Genomic DNA, 17924 nt, shown 5'->3' on the forward strand with positions numbered 1-17924 from the left:
GTAGGTGAAAAAACCAGCGAATTAGTCTGGTTGACGACCTTACAGCCCCGAATAGGGGGTAGGGTGCAAAAACACGATGTCGATGTGCGCCACGTTGTTTTGATATTCGGGCAGGGCCGAGAGCCTTTTCCATTCCGGGTCGGCCCCGAAGGTTTTCCAGTGCGCCTCGCGGGCCGGCATATTGGCAAAGGAAGTCATGTACATTAAGTTCGGCATGTGGGCTCCGAGCAGGACTTCGCCGTAGAAAATACCGTTGAAGCCGAGCCGGTCGAAAAGCTTAATTTCGCCGCCCGCGTTGAACATCTGCACCTTATTGCGAAATATCTTCTCGCTTGCGCTCTCGTAGCTGCGCAGCTCGTACACGCGCTCGCTTTTGGGCGCGTCGAGCTTGGGAGCCAGCAGGCCGGTCATGTCATCAAAAGCCTTGATAAAAATAGTTTCCAGGCGGGTGTAGGCGGGGTTGTTGTAGGGCGCGTTTTCGTAGGCCCCGCCGGCGGCCAGCAGCTTGGGCACGGCCGTTTTTTGCACCTGCTCCCACTGCTTCAGCGATGCGTAGGACGTGAGCACGTACACGCGCCGGTCGGCGGCCGTGTCGTTGCCAATGGGCTTGAACGCGCCGACGGGTGCAATGCCCGCCGCCCGCATGACGGGCAGGTACTGATGCTGCAAAAAGCTGTCAATCAGCGCTTCCTGGCGCGAAGTTTTGAGGTGGTACACCTTCAGCTCCAGGTACGCGGGGCGCTCGGCGGGCGGGGGAGTAGCGCCGGCCAGCCGGACGCAACAAGCGAGGAAGAGGAGGAACAGGAATTGTTTTTTCATGGATAAGAGCTAAAAAAAGGCAGTACGAACCACCGTAGAGACGCATCTTTGCGTCTTGGCGTTGAACGATTTATGTCTCCGCATTGAACGATTGCTGAGCGATTTAAACAACGCCGAGACGCAAAGATGCGTCTCTACGGTGGCCGGTAATCCGCTCTGCCTGCCCGCCCTACCCTACGGCACCTTGATGGTGAGTACCCGGCGCGAGTGGGCGCTAAAATACCCCAGCGCCCCACCCGAAAAATTGGAGGCCGGATTGGCCGGCGTGGTAGTCGGTGCACCGCCCGCGGTTACAATCTGGTTAAGGGTGCGGAAATATTCATACACGGCGGGGTCAATATTCTGCATTTCTACCCGCAGGCTGTCGCCCGAGACCAGCTTGTTGAGGTCGTTGGGGTCATCGGCCCCGCCGCCCTGCGCGCGCAGCGACTGGCTGACGTGCTTGCCGTCGGTAAACTTGTCGTTTAGTGGGAATAAGGCGGGATTGAGCCGGCCGTTGCGGTACTGCCGAAACAGGTAGCTGTTGCCGAGTCCCGGCGGGTCATTGAAATCCACCACGGCCTGAACATTATCCATTCCAAAAGCGCTGAGCTGAGTGCTGAGCTGCCCGAATGGCACCACCGGCGCGGGCAGTTTGCAAAGGGCCACGTAGGCCACGCCGCCGGTTTCAACGCGCAGCGTGTAGGTGCGGCCCGGCACGCCCGTCAGGGTAGCGCCCACGTACTGGCCGGGGGTAGCTTCGCGCAGTGTTTCGAGGCCGCCCGCGTCGTCGCTCAGCGTGAGAACCGCTTTGCTGACGGGCGCGAACGTATTGGCATCGGTATAATTGGTAGAAGTACTCAGGCTCACCTGGCAGGGGCGGCCGTCGTCCACCAGGTTGCCCTCAATAACGAGCTGCGAGGGCGAGGTTTTTAGGTTCAGGTTGATAACTTTCTCGCAGCCAGTGGCGGCCAGCAGCAGGGCCAGGGCGACCAGGCGCAGGGGGGTAGGAAGATACCGCATGGCTTAAAAGCTAAAATTATACGTGGCCGAGGGCACCCGCTTAAACAACGCCGTCTGCACGGCCTGAGTGCGGCTGGCGTCGTTGGGGTCGGCCTGGAAGCGGATGCTATACGGGTTTTCGCGGCCCAGCGCGTTGTAGATGGAAAACGCCCAGCTGCTGCGGAAGCGGTGGCCTTCCTGGTGGGGCTTTTCGTAGGTTGCGCCCAGGTCGAGGCGCACGTAGTCAGGTAGGCGGTCGGCGTTGCGCAGGCCATAGTAACTCACTACCTGCCCGGCCACCTGGTACTTACCTACCGGGAAGGTAGCCGCGTTGCCAGTGCTGGCCAGAAAGGTACCCGAGAAGCTCCACTTCGGATTAAGCTGGTAGATGCCTACCACCGACAAGTCATTCGGCCGGTCCTGCCGGGCCCGGAACCAGGCCCCGGCGTTGATTTGGGTAAACTGGCGCTCCGAGCGGCTCAGGGTATAGCCCAGCCAGCCCGTGAAGCGGCCCAGGTCCTTACGTAACAAAAACTCGACACCATAGGCCCGGCCCTTACCGTAAAGCAGGCTGGCCTCCACGTCGAAATTACCGCGCAATTCCGTGCCGTCGCGGTAGTCAATCTGGTTGTAAAGCGCTTTATAATACGTCTCTACGGTCAATGAATACGTTTTATCAGTGCCTAGCGTACGGTAGTAGCCCAGGCTCACCTGGTCGGCCGCCTCGGGCTGCACGTTGAAGGTGGTGGGCACGTAAAGGTCGGTGGGTAGCGAGGTGCTGCTGTTGCTGAGCAGGTGCAGGTTCTGCACGTTGCGGGCGTAGCTGGCCTTCAAGGTGCTGGCCTCGGTGAGTTCGTAGCTGGCCGCTAGGCGCGGCTCTAGCCGGACGTAGGTTTTCAGAAACTTGTCCTTGGTCGGGTAAGTGGTAGAGCTGAGCACGTCGCCCTGCGCGTCGTAGGTCGAGTAGGTACCCGGCCCCAGCAGGCTGAATTCCGACAGCCGCAGCCCGGTGGTGAAGTTGAGGCGCGGCGCGGCCTGCCACTCGTGCGAAACGTAGGCCGCCGATTCGAGCGAATAGTTGGTGCGGTCGGCCGTACCATTCACCCCCGAGCCATCGTTGGCCACCACGTAGCCGGGCGTGATGGTATGGTAGATGGCCTGCGCCCCGAACCGTAGCGTCTGGGTCGTGCTCGGCGTAAACTCAAAATCCTGCTTCAGATTCAGGTCCTGAATTTTGGAAAGAATCTGAAAATTCAGGGCGTTGGCCAGGATGTCAATCTCGTAGTCGTACTTGCTGTAAATGAGCGAGGTATTGGAAAATACCCGATTCGAGAACAGGTGGTTAAGTCGCAGCGTGGCCGTGCGGTTGCCGTAGTATTGCCCGAAGGTATTAGCCAGTCCCAGCGCGTCGCGCCCTAGGTACACGCTGAGGTAGAGCCGGTTGCGCTCATCCAGGGTATAGTTGGCCTTGGCGTTCAGGTCGTAAAAGTATAGGCTCGAATTGCGGGTCGTCTCGTTGTGGGAGAGCTTCAGAAACACGTCGGCGTAGGTGCGCCGGCCCGTCACGATAAACGAGCCCTTCCCCTTCGAGATGGGGCCTTCCAGCGCCAGGCGGCTGGCAATAAGGCCGATACCGCCGCTGCCGTGCAGCGCTTGGTTATTACCGTCCTTCATCCGCACGTCCACCACCGACGAGAGCCGGCCGCCGTACTGCGCCGGCATCCCACCCTTATACACCGTCACGTCCTTCACGGCATCGGAGTTGAAGGTGGAGAAAAAGCCCAGCAGGTGCGAGGCATTATACACCGGCGCTTCGTCGAGCAAAATCAGGTTCTGGTCCACGGCTCCGCCGCGCACCGAAAATCCGCTGCTCCCCTCCCCCGCCGTTTTAATACCCGGAAGCAAGGTCAGCGTTTTGATAATATCCTTCTCGCCAAAGAGCACCGGCACCTTGGCTATCTGCTTCATGTCCAGCGTTTCCACGCCCGACTGCGCCTTGCTGATATTGGCCTCGGCGCTACGGCCGGTCACCACCACCTCACCCAGCTCGCTACCCCCCGGCTTGAGCCGGAAGTCGAGCCGCTGGCTGCCCGCTCCGGTCAGCGCCCGCGTCTGCGTCGCGTAGCCTACGAAGCTGGCTTCCAGCGTATAAGCCCCCGCCGGCACCGTGAGCGAGTAGAAGCCGTAGGCATTAGCCCCGGTGCCCACGCCGGGCAGCTCGCGCACCCGCACGGTGGCCCCGGTCAGGCTCTCGCCGGTGGCCGCGTCGCGCACTGTGCCACTGAGCGTGATGTGGGTTTGGGCCGCCGCCGGCCCCCAGAATAGTAATAGTAACAGCAGCCACCGGCCGGTAATACAGAATGTCTTCAGCATATAAAAGGCCCGAAAACGGGCCTGGCATAAATTGGGAAGGCTAAGGTACGGCGGGGTTGGGGTAGGCGAGAGCTACTAAAATAGTTTAGAAGATTCAGGAAGTTTAAGTGCCGATAATTGTGCAGACTCTCCCGCTTTTCGCAATCCCACTCGAAGCGACGAAATAAAAGGTTTGGCGAAAGAGTAGCTGTAATTTTACCCCCCATGAAATACCTGCTCTACCTACTGCTCAGTATCGGCGGCCTGCCGGCGCTGGCGCAGCAGCCACGCTTTGCCCCGCGCGCTATTACCCTGCCCAAAGAGCTGGAATTCTACGACAATCAGTTTTCCGGGTTGGCTATCAGCGGCGAGCGGCTCCTGCTGATGTCGGAGAGCCGGCTCCAGGACCGCGCCGAAGCCAAGCTCTACGCCGTGCGGCTGACCGACCTCGACCGCCAACTCACCGACTCGGCCTACGTGCTGCCCTACCAGAAGCTGCCCATTCAGCACTTGGCCGCCCTGCGCGCGCGCATGGACAGCTACGAGGGCCTGGAAGCCGTGCTGATTGATAAGGATACCGTGTATTTCTCGGTCGAAACCGCTACGCCCGCCGCCAACTGCTATCTGCTGCGGGGCCGCCTGCAAGCGGCCGCCGTGGTGCTCGACACTACCTTTCTCCTACCCCTCCCCAAACCGCTGGCCCCAGACGGCAGCCATATCTACAACGCGGGCTTTGAGGCCCTGGCCAAGTCGGGCGAGGATATTGTGGCCTTTTTTGAGTATAATTCTTTTGCGGGCCGCAATTCTGCTTATCAGCTTGACACCAAGCATTTAAGCAATACCAGCCAATTGAAGCATTTAGCCTTCAGCCAGGTGCCGTTTCGCCTTACTGACCTTACTACCACTGGTTTTGAGCGCTTTACGGGCATCAATTATTTCTTCAAGGGTGAAGGCGGCGATGCTGTGTATCGCACCCCGGCCACCGACACGGCCAGCGCCCGACTTATCCGGCGCAACGGGCAGTTCGTCAATTACTGCCGGCTGGTGACCGTTGAGCGAAAGGGCGCGGCCTTCACCTGGCAGCCGCTGTGGGAATTTCCCGAGCGGTACCGCGGCTACAATTGGGAAGGCATCGCGGCTTATCGTGGCGGGTATTTTATTATCAATGATAAATACTCGCCGGCCCGGCCGTACCGCACTACGCTCTTATATCTACAAGCTGTTAATTAGCCCTCGTTTGTCCTTGCGAGCATGTTGCGCATCAAGCAAGGACGCGGCAATCTTTCCTAATCGTTGGATTACTACTCCTTTAGTGAAAGAAGGATTGCCGCGTCCTTGCTTGATGCGCAATATGCTCGCAAGGACCATTGGGCCTTGACTCCAATAATTTTCCTTACCGTGTCCGATTCTACCGCCCTACCCCCCCTTACCGAGTTTGCCAGCTTCTACCTATACGGCCTGACGGATAACCCCTACCGCCAATCAACTGATTTAGCGAAGTTTAGCGAGCTGTATAACCTGGTTATTGGCGACCACGGCGGACTAAGCCTCAGTAGCTCGTTTCATCCCTACCAGCTCGTGAACTCGACGGGCGTAACGGCCTGGTACGCGGCCTACGCCCAGCTCTACGCCCAGCCCAACCGCGCCGAGCTGTTCGGGGCGCTGGCCGATGAGCGGGCGCGCTTCGTGGTGGCCCCGCCGGCCTCGTTCAGCGAGTTTCACGTGTGGCCCGACGAGCGGCTGACCAGCGCCGAAAACCCGGTTTTCAGCCATTACATCCCGTTTATACTGCCCTTTCTGGTGCGCAAAGGCCCGGCCGCGCTGCGCTGGGATACCGAGTTTGCGGCCGCCCAGGGCGACCCGGAACGCGTGCAGCCCTACCTCGAAGCCGTGACCGAGGCCATCCGGTTTGTGCAGCCCGCGCCGGCCTTCGTGCTGGGTTTCGGCGAGTTCAGCGACCAGCAGCCCAACTGCTTGATTGACGAGTTTATGAGCTGCCGGGAGCTGCTGCTGACGCGCTAGCGGCGGCTGAAGGTGCCACCTCAACCGGCGCGCCGGCCAAAAATTCGCCGTACCAGCGCCCCGAGTCTTTTATAATGCGCTCCTGGGTTTCATAATCGACGTGCACCAGGCCGAAGCGCGGGCGGTAGCCCTCGGCCCACTCAAAATTATCGGTGAAGCTCCACGGAAAGTAGCCGTTGACCCGGATGCCTTCGCGCCGCGCCCGCAGCACCTGCCCGATGGCCGCCTGCAAATACGCCCGGCGCGCCACGTCGGGCACGCGGCCCGCGCGGGGCTCATCCACGAAGGCAGCGCCCGACTCCGTGACGACCAGCTCAGGCGCGCCGGGGTAGGCGGCGTATTGCTTCAGCATCTCGTACACCGATTCGGGGTAAATCTCCCAGCCCATTTCCGAGGCGGGCACGCCGCGCTTTTTGGCCGGCACCAGGGCCGCACCCAGCAGCGGCAGCCAGGGCGCGCGGCGCACTACCTCGCGGGTGTAGTTCTGCACGCCCCAGAAGTCGAAGCCGAACTGCATGCGCTGGTCGTCGCCGGCCTGGTGGTAGCGGCGCAGCAGCCAGCCCAGGGCCGGCAGCTCGGCCGTGGGGTAGCCCAGGCCGAGGGCCGGCTCGGCGAAAAAGCGGTTGAGCAGGGCATCGACGCGGCGGGCGGCGGCCTCGCTGCCCGCGTGGCCGGGCCGGGCAGGCACCACGTAGGAGCACGAGAACGTGGTGCCGATGCGGGCCGTGGCCGGCAGCACCGCCCGCAGCGCCCTACCCCCCTCGGCCTGGGCCAGGGTGGCGTGGTGGGCCGCCGCCAGAAACGCCGGCAGGCTGCGCCGGCCGGGCGCGTGCACGCCCAGCAGGTGGCCCGCGCCCACGAACACCATCGGCTCGTTCAGCACCAGCCAGTGCCCTACCCGGTCGCCGAGGCGGCGGGCCAGCACCTGCGCGTAGTCGGCCAGCCAGTCCACGGCGGCGCGGTTGGTCCAGCCGCCGCGCTGCTGCAAAGCCAGCGGCAAATCCCAATGGTACACGGTGAGCCAGGGACGCAGGTCGCGCTCCAGGCAGGCATCCACGAGGCGGTCGTAGAAGTCAAGGCCGCGCCGGTTGATGCTACCCGTGCCCTCGGGCAGCACCCGCGCCCAGGCCGCCGAAAAACGAAAATCGGTCAGCCCCAGGCCCTGGGCCAAATCCAAATCAGCTTCGTAGCGGGTGAAAAAATCGGTGCCGACCCGCGCGTGCTCGCCCCGTGCAATGGCTCCTTCCCGGCGCGTAAACTCATCCCAGATACTCGGGCCTTTGCCCTGCTGCTGCCAAGCCCCTTCCACCTGGTAGGCCGCGCAGGCCGCACCCCAGTGAAAAGCGGAGCCAAAATCCCGGCGCGAATACGTGGGCGGTGTGGTAGCTGGGAAGAAAGCCGGGGGTAGGGCCAGCGGGCGCTGGATAGTTAGGATAGAATTGTCGGACATTATAGTAGATAGGCTTAAGCAACCTCATTTGGACTTGAGCAATCGTCTGTCATTGCGAGCGCAGTGCGGCAATGACAAAGGTTTTCGGCGTAAGTCCTGTTTATAAATGTTTATAATTGACTTTTCATAACAACATCGGCCGTTTTTACTCCCAATTGCTCGGCCAGCAGCTGGTCGAGCACCGCGCCGGTGCGGTCGGGATAGTCTACGGGCACGGGGCGGCCGCGGTGCAGCCAATCGTCGAGGCGGTCGAGGTGCTTGTCCTTGAGGCCGCGCACCACGGGCACGCCCATCTTGGCCAAGGCGGCGGCGTTGCACTGCTGCTCGTACTGCTGCTTCATGGGCACCACCAGCAAGCGCTTGCCCAGGTACAGCGCCTCGGCGGGCGTTTCGAAGCCCGCGCCGCAAAGCACGCCGTGGGCGCGGGCCAGACTTTGCAAAAAGTCGCCGCTCACTGGCCACACCAGCACGTTGCCGTAGGTGGCGGGCTGCGCGCTGTGTTTGGAAAACACCTCCCAGCGCACCGTGCGGCTGAGGTAGCGCAGGCGCTCGACCAGCGTTTGCTCGGCGAAGGCGGGCAGGTACACCGTGTAGTGGCCCTCGTCGGTGGGCGTCAGCTCGCGCACTTGCTGCCGGATAACGGGCGTGCTGATACCGGGCGCATACGCTTGAAAATGAAAGCCATACTGCGCCGTGTGGGGTGCGTAGTGGCGCAGCACGGCGCGGCCGGTAGGGTCTTCGTCATCGGGCCGGGGCGCGGCGGGGTGCAGCACGGCGCTCTGGTGGCTCAGGGCCACGCAGGGGCGGTGGCGCAGCCGGCAGGCCCAGGCCGACACCGGCTCAAAGTCGTTGATAACTAAGTCGTAGCTTTCCACCGGCAGGTGGCGAATGTCGTGCAGAAAGTCAGCTGAGTTGAACTGCCGGAAGGTCTTGACGAAGTTGATGCCGCCCTTCTTGCCAAACAAAAAGCCCATGCCTCCTACCCGGTACTTCACCGCGAAGGGCAGCGGCAGGTCGGCCGGCGGGCCACTCACCAGGATATCCAGCTGCCCGCCCAAGGCCGCCACGCGCTGCTGCAACTGCGGCACCACATCGAGCGCCCGCATCAGGTGGCCATTGCCGGTACCCTGAATGGCGTAAAGAATGTTCATTTTTTGATTGTTTACAAGTATCCTGTGATGGCGAGCCTGCGCAGCAATGACGTTATTTTACGCTATTTCAACTTAAATTCGGCCAGCAGCCCTTCGAGCAACGCAGCGGGGCCGGCATCGGCGGCCAGCTCCTCGGCATCAGGTACGTCGGGGGTTTCGCCGGGCTGGGGCTGCGTGCGGGGGTCATCGGCGTAGCGGTAGAGAGTCCAGCCGGTGGCGGCGGTGTATTCGAGGGCGCTGAGGTTTTCGACCCAATCACCCGAATTCAAGTACGTTACCTCGCCCTGGGGCGTGGTCAGGGTTTTGATTTCGGGCTGGTGAATGTGACCGCAGGCCACGTAGCGATAGTCATTGTCGGCGGCAATGTTAGCGGCCGTCTGCTCGAAGTCACTGACCAGGCTCACAGCGCTTTTCACTCGGTTTTTTACGGCTTTAGAAAGCGCCACCTTGGGCCGACCTACTTTCTGCAACAGAAAGTCAACCAGCCGATTAATCAAAATTAGCAGGTCGTAGCCCTGGCCGCCGAGCTTGGCCAGCCAGCGCGAGTGCCGCATAGTCACGTCAAATACGTCGCCGTGGAAGAGCCAGGTGCGACCGTGGGGCAGGTCGAGCACCAGCTTATTGGCAAGCCGAAAATGCCCCAGCTTCAGCCCCGCGAACTTGCGTAGCAGCTCATCGTGGTTGCCGGTAAGGTAATAAATGGCAGTGCCCTTGGCCGCCAACCCGGCCAAGTAGCGCACCACCCGCATGTGCGAGGCCGGCCAGTAGTTCTTGGAGAACTGCCAAATATCCACAATATCGCCGTTGAGCACCAATACTTTAGGCTTAATGCTCTTGAGGTAGCGCAGCAGCTCAGGCGCGTGGCAGCCATAGGTGCCCAGATGCACATCGCTGACCACAGCCACGGCTAAAGGGCGCTTCTTGCGCGGGCGGGCGGGGGGTAGGGCGGCCGGCATCAGGCGGCCGAGGGGTAGGGCAGGTGCGAGCGGCCGTGGCGCGGGCTGGCCTTGGGGCGACGGGGCTTGGTGGGCGGCCCGGCCGCCGGCCAGCCGGCCACTGCGCCGCCGAGTGCCGAGCGCAGGGTGCGCCGTAGCGGCCAGCTCAGCACCAGCCACCAGCCCAGGGCCAGCAGCCAGGCCAGCCCCGCGCCGGAGAGCTGCCAGTCCAATAGCGAGCGCTTCGATTCCACGTATTTTAGCATGGCCCAAAGCTCGCCGAGCAGCATCACGCAGGCGTTACGGCCACGTTACTTTTTTGTCAATTTCTACGGTATTAGCCCAATTTACGGGGGCAAGCTGGACCTTTGCGAAAGCTGACCGTTCTTTGTACCGTCCTGATTCAGCCATCTTCATTAGCTGATTTATTTTCTCATTAAAATGCAATTCTATACTGTTCTACGCGCCAGCTTCGTGTTGGCTTTGCTGGGCGGGGCCACGGCGGCCCACGCCCAAAGCCCCAACGGCCCGGCCCGCAAGCGCTACATGTTTGCCCAAAAAAACCCAGAGTGCCCGGTGGTGGCTAATATTACCAAGAACACGGATGAGGATGCCGACATCACGGGCACTTACACCCACGTCTGCTACCGCTCGCCAGCCGAGATGCTATTTGAAATCAGCGAGTTGCGCAAAATCCACAATTGGGCCGACTCCACTTACCAGCGCCGGCTGGCCGCCCTACCCCCCGGCGGCGCGCTGGTGCTCAACATCCGCCGCCAGGGTCCCAAAAACGCCGACCCGTCGCTGCTCACCCTCTCGGCCCGTACCAAGGATGGCAAGGAAGTATTCACGGCCACGCCCCGGCCCGGCACCGGCCGCTTCTACGGCCGCGATTTATATCAGAATCAGCAGCTTATCCCCTTTATTAAGCTTGACCCGGCCGCAGGGCCGCTCACACTCGTGATTACAGATACGCGCCTGCGCCAGCAGTTTGAATACCAGCTTACGCCGCAGTAAGGCGAACTTTTAAGGACGGTCATGCTTCCTTCGTCAGCATGACCGTCCTTTTTTATTTTAGTCACTTATGTAGCTGCGCCCACTGAACGGCTAATAAGCTTTTGGCATCTTGCAACGGCTCTTTCAACAAGGCTTCCCGCGAGAGGCGCACTAGCTCAATGGATTCGTTTTCGGCGGCCAGGCCGCCGCCGGGGCCGGTTTGGCGGCTCACCTCGGCGTAATATACGGCGATGGTTTCGGCGCTGGTACCGGGCGAGGGCCACATGGTGACGATGGGAATTAGCTGGTCAATCTCGTAGCCCAACTCCTCATGAATCTCGCGGCGCACGGCGGTTTCGGGGCTCTCGTTTTTATCAATCATGCCGGCCGCGATTTCGAGTAATTCGCGCTCGGCCCCGAACCGGAACTGCCGGGTAAGCAGGTACTGGTGCGCCTGCGTGTCGTAGACCAGCGCCGCCACGGCGTGGCCAGGGGCGAACTGCTCGCGGGGTAATTCTTTGCCTTCGTCGGTTTTAATCGTGAGCTGGTTGAGCTTAAAGTGGCCGTCGTAAGCGACCGCGCGGTGAACTATTTGCATGGGGTTGGGGATTTAAGCGGTACCTTTGCCGCCGAAGGCAGCCCGGCAAATCGGACCGGCTGCTGGCCGTAAGTATACGGCCACCGGCCCGCCGCGGCGTTGTTTGAACGCCCGGCGCAGGCAATTTTCCCTTTCTTTTCTTGCTTTAGCGCGGGCTGCCGATGGCCTCCGCCCCGGCCACTGCCCACCGGCGGGTGGCTCCTACCCCCATGACTTTCAACGAACTCAACCTGATTGAGCCCATCCTGCGCGCCCTGAGCGAGGAAGGCTACACCACCCCCACGCCCATTCAGCAGCAGGCCATTCCGCAGGTGCTCGAAGGGCACGACCTACTGGGCGTGGCCCAGACGGGCACCGGCAAAACGGCTGCCTTCTCGGTGCCCATTCTCCAGACGCTGCACCAAACTTCCCTGACCCAGAAGGCCGGCCAGGGCCCGCGCGGCCGCATTCGCTGCCTGGTGCTGACGCCCACCCGTGAGTTGGCCATTCAAATTGGCGAGAGCTTTAAGGCCTATGGCCGCCACCTACCGCAGCTGCGCTCGACGGTTATTTTTGGGGGGGTAGGGCAAAATCCCCAGGTGCAAGCCTTGCAGCGCGGGGTCGAAATCCTGGTGGCCACGCCCGGCCGCCTGCTCGATTTGATGAACCAGGGCTACGTCAACTTGCAGCACGTCGAGGTTTTCGTGCTCGATGAGGCCGACCGGATGCTGGACATGGGCTTTATCCACGACATTAAGCGGATTTTGCCCAAGCTGCCGGCCAGCCGCCAGAGCCTGTTCTTCTCGGCTACCATGCCGAACGTCATTAAGGAGCTATCGGCCACCATCCTACGCCCCAACCCGGTGCAGGTGGCTGTTACGCCCGTGTCGAGCACCGCCGATACGGTGACGCAATCGGTGTTTCTGGTGGATAAGAACGACAAGCCGGCCCTGCTGCGCCACGTCCTGAAAGACCCCGCTATCAAGCGTGTGCTGGTCTTTACCCGCACCAAGCACGGGGCCAATAAGGTGACCGAAACGCTGGAGAAGGCTCAGATTGCGGCCGAGGCCATCCACGGCAACAAGAGCCAGAACCATCGCCAGCGGGCACTCAGCAACTTCAAGGCCGGCACCACCCGCGTGCTGGTAGCCACCGATATCGCCGCCCGCGGCATCGACGTGGACGACCTGACTCACGTTATCAACTACGAGGTGCCTAACGAGCCCGAAACCTACGTGCACCGCATTGGCCGCACCGGCCGGGCCGGAGCCTTCGGCACCGCGTTTACATTTGTAGAGGAAGAAGAGCGCGCGTATCTACAAGATATTCAGAAGCTTATCCGCAAGCAGCTCGACATCGATAAGGAGCACCCCTTTACTACAAACAGCGTTGCTCCTGTTTCGCTAACAGGTAATGAGCGCATTATCCGGCCCAAAGGCCCGGCGGGCCGGCCGGCCCGCGACGGGCGCGGCGGCAGTAGCCAGGGCCGCAGTGGCGGCCCTTCGGGCGGCGGGCGCGGCGAGCACCGCAGCGGGGGTAGGCCGCAAGCGGCGGGCAGCGGCGAGCGCTCGACTTCGGGCGGCGGGGCGCGCAGCGGCGGCTCGTATCAAGGCCGGCGCAGTGAGGGCGGCGGCCGCCGCCCTAGCTAACCGACAGTAGTAGCCGGTTTGCCAAGGCCGGCTCGACTGCCAGCTAATGCGCCAACTCAAAAAAACGGAATCCCCGTGCCACTAAATGGCGCGGGAATTCCGTTTTTTTGAGTTATTGAGGAAACAAAAATCCGCTCGTTGGGCTTTTTTAAGTAGTTCTTGACGTGTTAACTTAACGCCGTTTTTCAGACCCCTATTTATGACTTCCCGCGTTTCCTTATCCCTCATTCAGGCCCTGCGCGACACCGCCCGCCGCTTGGCCGCCGAAGCTCCCTACCAGTGGGGCCACATGGGCAGCTGCAACTGCGGCCACCTGGCCCAGACCGTCACGCGCCTCACCAAGGCCGAGATTCACACCCAGGCTTTGCAACGCTATGGCGACTGGGAGCGCCAGCTTGTGGACTATTGCCCCACCAGCGGCTTACCCTTCGACCAGACCATTGATGAGATGCTAGCCTTGGGCTTCTCGCGCGAGGACCTGACGCACCTCGAAAAGCTCGGCGACCCGGCCGTGCGCCACGGCATTCCGTTTGAGCGCCGCAACGCCCTGCGCCACAACCAGCGCGACGATGTAGTGCTGTACCTGCGTACCTGGGCTGACCTGCTGGAGCGCCAGCTCGTGGAAGCCCTACCCCTCCCCAACTTCGCCGAGCCGGCCCTGGCTGAGGCTTAGATAGCAACGCAGAATTTTCGCGGTCCGAGCCGGGAAGTCCCTTGGCCTTTGCCCGTGCGGACTCTTAAAGCCTACCCTACTGTTTTCAACGACCAAGCCCCGGCTACGCAATGTGCGTAGCCGGGGCTTGGTCGTTGAAAAGGTTAGTATACTGGTGGGAGCGCGGGTAGCGTACCCTTCACTTAGTAGTTGACGTCGCTGCGCTGGGCTTTGCGGTACTCATCAGTCCGATGGCTCCGCTTGTAGGCGGCATCGGCGCTGGGGTCTTTCTCGGCATCGGGGCCTGTGGAGCAGGCAGCGGTTAGAAACAAGGCCGTGCTGGCGGCTAGCAATAGGGAGTAGGTGCGCAGGCTTTTCATACTGCGAAGGTACGGCCGGCGAGGCTAACGCTAAAAGGCACCCCGCTATTTAACGACCTATCCTCCCTACTTTTTTAATAAGTTTTTTACTGAGCTAGCCTCGCGAAACCCACTTATTAATACGCGGCCCCAGTTAGTGCACCACTTCAGCCGTGCCCGCCAGGTAGACCAGTAACCAGCGCGCCCCTTATTTACAATTGGTTAATAATTTTCAATTTCTCCTTAGGACCTCCTGTTGGCCAGCCGGCCATTTATCTTTCAATCTGTCTGGCACCTACCTACGTGCTATGCTGGCTAGCTGGCTAGAAAAGCAAGCTTTCGGCCAATTGAGTAGGGTTTCAAGCACTCCAAATGAGCCTGCATCGGCAAATGGCGCTCATTGTATTAGCGGCAGAATATTGACTTTATCACAGTCAGTTGTTAGTTAATACTTTTAGTAACAAGGGGCATCATAATCATTAGAAATTTCATTAAATACACATTGTACTTAAGGAATAAATAACGGTAACTTTAGGGATGGTCAATTAAGTTAACTTCTTCTTGATACTTTATAAATTAATTAACTGAAATACAACAGATTAATTAATAAAAATAAAAATAAAAAGCTTCTTTTAACCTCGCACCCAGTAACATTACTAAACCTATTTTTATAGGACGGTTACGGGGCCACCCAGCTGCTGTTTTTATACTTGCTAATCCAATAAAATTCTTAGTGCCATAAGTTGCATTATTCCGTTTAAAGTGCAAGCAAAAGCGATTAGCGGAGCGCTTGTGCCTGCTAAAATAGACTGCTACCAAGGTTAGGGAGTATCGCTAGTCGCATTAGCAGCAGTTGGAGGCAACAGGAAGCCCTACTGCTGAGTCCGTTTGGCGTTAATTCTGCTGTGACTAACGCCGGTATGGCCTAAGCAGCTAGGACGGGACCAAAGCTGCTTCGCATCAAACCCGTTTAGCAATAACCTGGCAAATGGGTAGCTGCATACTAAGGAGCAAGCCCTATGCCAGAAGGCGAGCCGCCTCCCATGTCAAGCGGGTGCGGCTATGCCTCGGGCTGATAGTCGGTGAAGGAGCCGTCGTGATAAAAGATAACGATGCGCCGGATACCCTTCCCTAACTCCACAGGAAAGGGTAGCTGAGCCGCGGTTGGTGGGCCGGCCGAGGCAACTGCCGGGCTGGCTACCCCCCCCGGCTCCGGTAAGAACCTTGTAGGAGCGCGAGTCCCAGTTGCGGGGGTAAGCATCTCGCCCGCGCCCTGCAAAGGGGCTACCGGCACGGCGGAAGGTGGTGCCCAGACTGCCGTGGGTATTGAAGGAGCAACCCGAAAGGGCCTGGGGATAGCTGGCGGAGCCGCAGCTGCCGCGAAAAAAGTCGGCGGGAAGCTAGCTGCGTTAGTCTTCGGCGCTGGTACCACCGCTGCCTGACTGCTTGGCTTGGCCGCTACCGTGGGGGTAGGCGTAGCTAGCAAGGTTTCAATTGGCGGGGTAGGAGCAGCAGTAGCTGCTGCCTTTTCGGCCGCCGGCTCAGCGGCCTCCTTATTAGAGGAAGTGGGTGGTATAGGAGTATTACCACCCTCGACCAGCATCGGGCCGGTACCTCTGAGTAGCCAGGGTAGGGACATTCCGGGAAAAGCATCAATAATTCGCTGCACTACCTCTAGGCTGGGTTTGTTGCGCTCGCTCAGGATGTGGCTTACGACGGGCCTACCAATGCCGATAAGGTCGGCAAACTGGGTGGGAGTTAGCTGCTTTTCTTCCAGCAGTTGCCGAATGCGAGTTACCATACTATGCTTTTGTTTCACAAATGTACGGTACGTTACCTTCGTTTGGTTTTTACCCAGTCGCATCCACCTAATTACAAAAGTAATATAATGAGTAAATCTATTCTGTTTACATTCCTAAAAAGAATAGATTTACTTCGCTGACGAACCTAGTCAATTAACCATTCATACAATTGTAACTCAACTTTATTAGCGGTAATTTTCCCTAGTCCCTCATCATTTGTTAGCACAAAAAAGCCTCACCAAGAGGATGGTGAGGCTTTTGAATTAATGGGAAGCCGATAAAGCTGGATACTCAGTTGAGGCGAAAAACTATGATTACTCAAAATATTCTTTGGCGAGCGCCTTGTCGTGGCCGTAGATATCGTCGCGGAAGTGCGCGTGGCCGTCGGTATCAGCCCAGGCGGTGAAGTAGACCAGGTAAACAGGCAGCTTTTCCTTTAGCGTAATGTACTTCTCGTGGTGTTCGGCAATGGTATCCTGGATACTGGTCAGGTCCCAGTTGGGGTTGTTGCGCAGTAGGTAGGTAGCCAACTTTATAGGTTCCTCCACCCGCACGCAACCGTGGCTGAAGTTGCGCTTGGTTTGCGAAAAAAGCTCACCGTGGGGCGTATCGTGCAGATAGATGTCGTCGGAGTTGGGAAAAATAAACTTCACGTCGCCTAAGTCGTTTTTGGGGCCAGGGCGGCGGCGCACAGTGTACTTGAAGTTGGCCTGCGTCACGTTGGCCCAGTCGATGCTGGTGGGGTCGATGCTGGTTGCCCGGCGGCCGTAGCCCTTCACTACTTCCATATCGAGGTGGTCGAGGTAGTGGGGATTAGTCACGAGTTTGGCGCGCAGCTCCTTGTCGATAATGCTATACGGCACGTTCCAGTACGGAGCCAGCACCACGTACTCCATCTTGTCGGAGAAGACGGGGGTAGCGGTGAGTGTTTTGCCCACGATAACCCGCATGGTCAGCGCCTGCTTACCCTCCTCAAACACCCGCAGGCGGTATTCGGGAATGTTCACAATCAAATAATCGGGCTCAAACTTTTTGGGCAGCCAGCGCCAGCGCTCCATGTTCAGGATAACCTGGTTGATGCGGGCCTGAATGGGCACGTTGAGTTGGCGCAGGGTTTCGCCGCTCACTAGGCCGGTAGGGGGTAGGCCGAGGTCGCGCTGAAAGTTTTTCACGGCGGCGACCAGCGCGGGGTCGTAGGTGGTGGCAGCCGGGGCGGCCGTCACGTTGCTAACGGGACGGGCGGTGGCTTCCACCGTGGCCGGCGTTTGGCCGGTGGCCTCGCCGCCCAGCAGGCGCTGGCGCAACAGGCCCACCGCGGGCGAGGCCGCGCCGGGCTTGAGGCTGGTAGCGGCCGGCAGTGCGGGCCAACCGCCCGCCGCCTGCCGGGCGCGTAGCAGCGCCAGCGCCTTTTTGAGGTGAGTATACTCGGGGTGCAGCGGGGCGAAATCGTAGTAAGGATAGGTGCTTTCGCGCTCGCGCAAGATGGTCATCAAGGCATGGTCGAGCTTAATTTTATTACGTTTGACTTTCCAGGCGTCGTTCTTGGTATCGCGGGGGTTGGCCACGCCCCGATAGTAGTCCGAAGCCCAGGTAAAATAGCTACCTGACAACGTAACGTCGAGCTTGCGCTCCAACTGATTGCGGCGCGCGGTGTCTGGACCTACGCTTTTCAGCGCGGCCATTATATCAGTTATCTGCTTGGTATCATACTTTTTAGGGTCCAGACCGTCATCTTTTGCTTTAGCTACCACCGTGAGGAAGGTAGCGGCCTGAGGCACGAGCTGATTTTGCTTAAACCAGCCCAGCCGAAACTGGCGCTCACGGTAAAATTTGCGCGCCCAGCGTTCCTGCACTCGGAAGCGGGCATCGGCTTGCATGGCTCGGGTAACGAATATGCTATCGACGTGCGGCTCGGGGCCGCCAGTATCGGCAGTGGCGCGCGTACCGGTTTTAGAGCTGGCCTGGTCGGCCTGGCCCGTTTGATTGCTACCGCACGAGGCGAGTAGGCCCGGCACACCGAGTAGGCTCAGCAGGAGAGTAACGGAGAAAAAATGAAGTCGGAGCAAAAGCGGCATTAGGAAGGAAAAATGGCCAATGAGCCGGGCGGCGAATACTGACGGCCCGCCCGCTAGGGCAGCAAGAAATATACGGGTTGTACTGAACCGCCACCGGGTGGGTT

The 17924-nt window shown here is 59.8% G+C and carries 16 protein-coding genes; 5 read left to right on the forward strand and 11 right to left on the reverse strand.

Features of this window, described 5'->3' with window-relative positions; all coding sequences use genetic code 11:
* Nucleotides 1–39: 39 nt before the first annotated feature.
* From LC531_RS09425 to LC531_RS09435, 3 genes are all read right to left on the reverse strand, one after another.
* Nucleotides 40–819, reverse strand: a complete 780-nt coding sequence (locus LC531_RS09425; protein ID WP_223650045.1) for an NIPSNAP family protein — start codon at nt 817–819, stop codon at nt 40–42.
* Nucleotides 820–993: 174 nt separating this feature from the next.
* On the reverse strand, nt 994–1821 hold the full coding sequence (locus tag LC531_RS09430; RefSeq protein WP_223650046.1) for a DUF4249 domain-containing protein: 828 nt from the start codon (nt 1819–1821) through the stop codon (nt 994–996).
* A 3-nt stretch (nt 1822–1824) separates the two neighbouring features.
* Nucleotides 1825–4173 carry a TonB-dependent receptor gene (locus tag LC531_RS09435; protein WP_223650047.1) on the reverse strand — a complete coding sequence of 783 codons (2349 nt, stop codon included), beginning with the start codon at nt 4171–4173 and terminating at the stop codon, nt 1825–1827.
* 204 nt (nt 4174–4377) lie between these two features.
* Here LC531_RS09435 and LC531_RS09440 point away from each other — a divergent pair, with 204 nt between their 5' ends.
* Together LC531_RS09440 and LC531_RS09445 are read left to right on the forward strand one after the other, a co-directional pair.
* Complete coding sequence (locus LC531_RS09440; protein ID WP_223650048.1) at nt 4378–5382, forward strand: SAM domain-containing protein; 1005 nt, start codon at nt 4378–4380, stop codon at nt 5380–5382.
* Between the two features lie 168 nt (nt 5383–5550).
* Nucleotides 5551–6174, forward strand: coding sequence for a hypothetical protein (locus LC531_RS09445; protein WP_223650049.1), 624 nt, complete (start codon nt 5551–5553; stop codon nt 6172–6174).
* Here the strand turns inward: LC531_RS09445 and LC531_RS09450 are convergent.
* The 4 genes from LC531_RS09450 to LC531_RS09465 all read right to left on the reverse strand — a co-directional run bounded on the left by LC531_RS09450 (nt 6140) and on the right by LC531_RS09465 (nt 10000).
* Nucleotides 6140–7624, reverse strand: coding sequence for a GH1 family beta-glucosidase (locus LC531_RS09450; RefSeq protein ID WP_223650050.1), 1485 nt, complete (start codon nt 7622–7624; stop codon nt 6140–6142). The two genes, LC531_RS09445 and LC531_RS09450, sit on opposite strands and share 35 nt — an antisense overlap.
* 110 nt (nt 7625–7734) lie before the next feature.
* The gene (locus tag LC531_RS09455; protein ID WP_223650051.1) at nt 7735–8775 is read right to left on the reverse strand and encodes a glycosyltransferase family protein; all 1041 of its coding nucleotides are present in this window, start codon (nt 8773–8775) and stop codon (nt 7735–7737) included.
* A gap of 62 nt (nt 8776–8837) precedes the next feature.
* Nucleotides 8838–9731 (reverse strand): UDP-2,3-diacylglucosamine diphosphatase, encoded by an 894-nt coding sequence (locus LC531_RS09460; RefSeq protein WP_223650052.1) that lies wholly within the window; start codon nt 9729–9731, stop codon nt 8838–8840.
* Complete coding sequence (locus LC531_RS09465; protein ID WP_223650053.1) at nt 9731–10000, reverse strand: hypothetical protein; 270 nt, start codon at nt 9998–10000, stop codon at nt 9731–9733. Before LC531_RS09465 ends, LC531_RS09460 begins: the two co-directional genes overlap by 1 nt.
* A 151-nt stretch (nt 10001–10151) precedes the next feature.
* Between LC531_RS09465 and LC531_RS09470 the strand changes: the two genes are divergently transcribed.
* Nucleotides 10152–10727 carry a hypothetical protein gene (locus LC531_RS09470; RefSeq protein WP_223650054.1) on the forward strand — a complete coding sequence of 192 codons (576 nt, stop codon included), beginning with the start codon at nt 10152–10154 and terminating at the stop codon, nt 10725–10727.
* Between the two features lie 61 nt (nt 10728–10788).
* Here LC531_RS09470 and LC531_RS09475 read toward each other — a convergent pair whose 3' ends face one another.
* Complete coding sequence (locus LC531_RS09475) at nt 10789–11304, reverse strand: NUDIX domain-containing protein (RefSeq protein ID WP_223650055.1); 516 nt, start codon at nt 11302–11304, stop codon at nt 10789–10791.
* A 209-nt stretch (nt 11305–11513) separates the two neighbouring features.
* Between LC531_RS09475 and LC531_RS09480 the strand changes: the two genes are divergently transcribed.
* A complete protein-coding gene (locus LC531_RS09480) occupies nt 11514–12932 on the forward strand; it encodes a DEAD/DEAH box helicase (protein ID WP_223653919.1) in 1419 nt (472 codons plus the stop codon).
* A gap of 199 nt (nt 12933–13131) precedes the next feature.
* The gene (locus LC531_RS09485) at nt 13132–13605 is read left to right on the forward strand and encodes a hypothetical protein (RefSeq protein WP_223650056.1); all 474 of its coding nucleotides are present in this window, start codon (nt 13132–13134) and stop codon (nt 13603–13605) included.
* A 182-nt stretch (nt 13606–13787) separates the two neighbouring features.
* Here the strand turns inward: LC531_RS09485 and LC531_RS09490 are convergent, their stop codons facing one another.
* The 3 genes from LC531_RS09490 to LC531_RS09500 form a co-directional block, all read right to left on the reverse strand.
* Entirely contained in the window at nt 13788–13964 is a 177-nt protein-coding gene (locus tag LC531_RS09490; RefSeq protein ID WP_223650057.1) for a hypothetical protein, read from the reverse strand.
* Between the two features lie 1039 nt (nt 13965–15003).
* Complete coding sequence (locus LC531_RS09495; RefSeq protein ID WP_223650058.1) at nt 15004–15744, reverse strand: helix-turn-helix domain-containing protein; 741 nt, start codon at nt 15742–15744, stop codon at nt 15004–15006.
* A 315-nt stretch (nt 15745–16059) separates the two neighbouring features.
* Nucleotides 16060–17811 carry a L,D-transpeptidase family protein gene (locus LC531_RS09500; protein WP_223650059.1) on the reverse strand — a complete coding sequence of 584 codons (1752 nt, stop codon included), beginning with the start codon at nt 17809–17811 and terminating at the stop codon, nt 16060–16062.
* Between the last annotated feature and the right edge of the window lie 113 nt (nt 17812–17924).

Origin of the sequence: Hymenobacter psoromatis, from assembly GCF_020012125.1 — a bacterium.
Classification (GTDB): domain Bacteria; phylum Bacteroidota; class Bacteroidia; order Cytophagales; family Hymenobacteraceae; genus Hymenobacter; species Hymenobacter psoromatis.